Source organism: Pontimicrobium sp. MEBiC01747, assembly GCF_053601635.1.
The window spans coordinates 1-2474 of sequence record NZ_JBSHNS010000318.1 but is presented as its reverse complement, the minus strand read 5'-3'; the positions used below and the strand labels follow the sequence as shown (position 1 = coordinate 2474).

Below are 2474 nucleotides of genomic sequence, written 5' to 3'. Positions count from 1 at the left end.
AATTAAGACTTCTCTAACATTTATAAAATGGACTTTAAGTATTACTTTTGCCTAGATTTTATAAGCGTATATTTTTCTTAAATGCATATGAAAAAACCATACCAAACTTTAGAAGCTAATTTTACTAATAATATGAAACAGGTGATTCACCGTAGGTTAAGTAACAACATTCTTCGTTTAAGCTTAATTATTTTAATAGCATTTTCAACTTCACTTTCAGCCCAAGAAGGCGATCCGGCAGCCGGTAAAGCATTATTTAATACAAACTGTGCATCTTGTCATAAGTTAGACAAAAAGATGACAGGTCCTGCATTGCGTAATGTTGAAGCACGTTTAGCTGATGAGCAGGATTTAGATAGAGAGTGGTTATATGCTTGGATTAAAAACAGTAAAGGATTAATCGACTCTGGAGATGCTTATGCAAATAAGATTTATGCAGAGTACAAAGGGGTAGCAATGACTGCTTTTCCTCAGTTGTCTAATGCAGATATTGATAACATTCTGGCTTATACGGCAGCTACACCGCCACCGCCAACTGAGTTGCCAACTAAAACTATTGTTGAAGGAAAGGGAGATAATGCTTCAAACAAATTAATTCTTGGAGCCTTAGCATTATTGTTTGCGCTACTAGCAGGAGCATTAGTGTTAGTAAATAAAACATTACGTCGTTTTGCAGAAGAAAAAGGAGTAGACTTAGGAGAGGGAACTAAAACGACACCGATTTGGAAAGCGTTTATACAAAACCAATTCTTAGTATTAGTAACAGCTATATTCTTTTTATTAGCATCAGGATACTTTGTGTATGGTTACTTAATGCAAGTAGGAGTTAATCAAGGATACGAGCCAGTGCAAGAAATTCATTTCTCTCACAGAATTCATGCTGGAGATAATGGTGTAGATTGTAAGTACTGTCACTCTTCTGCAAGAGTTAGTAAAACATCGGGGATTCCTTCGTTAAATGTTTGTATGAACTGTCATAAATCTATATCAGAAGTAGCAGATGCAACAGCTACAGAAGAATACACTAAAGATTTCTATGATGGTGAAATTAAAAAACTATATGCAGCTGTAGGTTGGGATGATGCTAACCAAGAATACACAGGAGAATCTAAGCCAGTAAAATGGACTAGAATACATAATTTACCAGACTTTGCTTACTTTAACCACTCGCAACACGTAACTGTTGCAGGAGTAGAGTGTCAAACATGTCACGGGCCAATAGAAGAGATGGAAATAGTTTCTCAACATGCTCCATTAACAATGGGGTGGTGTATTAACTGTCACAGAGAGACTAATGTTAAAATTAAAGACAATGGCTACTATACTAAAATCCATGAGCAATTAGCTAAAAAATATGGTGACTTAGATAAAGTTACTGCTGCTCAAATGGGAGGTTTAGAATGTGGTAAATGTCACTATTAAAAACGAAACGTTTTTAATATTTCCGAGACATCGGAAATCTCTTTGAAGAAACAAGAAAAAGGGATTTAAAACTATAAAAATAAAATTAAGAAGTAATTCAATTATATAATATGTCATCAAACAAGAAATACTGGAAAAGTGTTGAGGAGCTAAAAGAAAATAGCTCTATTGTTGAGACGCTAAAACAAAACGAATTTGTTCAAGAAATTCCAACAGATGAATTCTTAGGAGATAAGGAAACATTAGAGAAGTCTTCAACAACGCGTCGTGATTTCTTAAAGTATGTTGGTTTTAGTACAGCAGCTGCATCGTTAGCAGCCTGTGAAGGACCAGTAGTTAAATCAATTCCTTATGTAGTTCAGCCAGATACTATTATTCCTGGTGTAGCTAATTATTATGCAACAACAATTGCAGATGGTTTTGATTATGCAAGCGTTTTAGTAAAAACTCGTGAGGGTCGTCCAATTAAAATTGAAAATAATACAATGGCAACTGCTAATGGTAGTGCTAACGCCAGAGTAAATGCATCGGTTTTAAGTTTGTACGATAGTAAGAGATTAAAGACACCAATGAAAGGTGAGAGTGTTATCTCTTGGTCCTCATTAATGTCTGAGACAACACAACAACTTGATGCCTTAAAAAATTCTGGAAAACAAATTGTGTTATTAACACAAACGTATGCTAGTCCTTCGACAAGTAAATTAATTTCAGAATTTAAAGAAAAATATGGAGAAAATGTAAAACACGTACAATACGATGCTGTATCAGAATCTGCTGCGTTGGATGCATTTCAAGCTAAATATGGTCAACGTGCTTTAGCTAATTACGATTTTTCTAAAGCAACAACAATAGTATCCGTAGGTGCAGATTTCTTAGGCGATTGGCAAGGTGGAGGTTTCGATTCAGGTTACGCAAAAGGGCGTGTGCCTAGTCATGGTAAAATGTCTCGCCACGTACAGTTTGAATCTAACATGTCTTTATCTGGAGCAAATGCAGATAAACGTGTGCCATTAACACCAACACAACAAAAATTAGCACTAGCAAAATTACAC

Annotated in this window: 2 protein-coding genes; both read left to right on the top strand. The window is 35.3% G+C overall.

Annotated elements, in window-relative coordinates:
• Positions 1-132: 132 nt before the first annotated feature.
• Positions 133-1422 carry a c-type cytochrome gene (locus ACVC2P_RS10505; RefSeq protein WP_452598432.1) on the top strand — a complete coding sequence of 430 codons (1290 nt, stop codon included), beginning with the start codon at positions 133-135 and terminating at the stop codon, positions 1420-1422.
• Positions 1423-1532: 110 nt separating this feature from the next.
• The coding region (locus ACVC2P_RS10500; protein ID WP_452598431.1) for a TAT-variant-translocated molybdopterin oxidoreductase at positions 1533-2474 on the top strand (942 nt) is incomplete at its 3' end.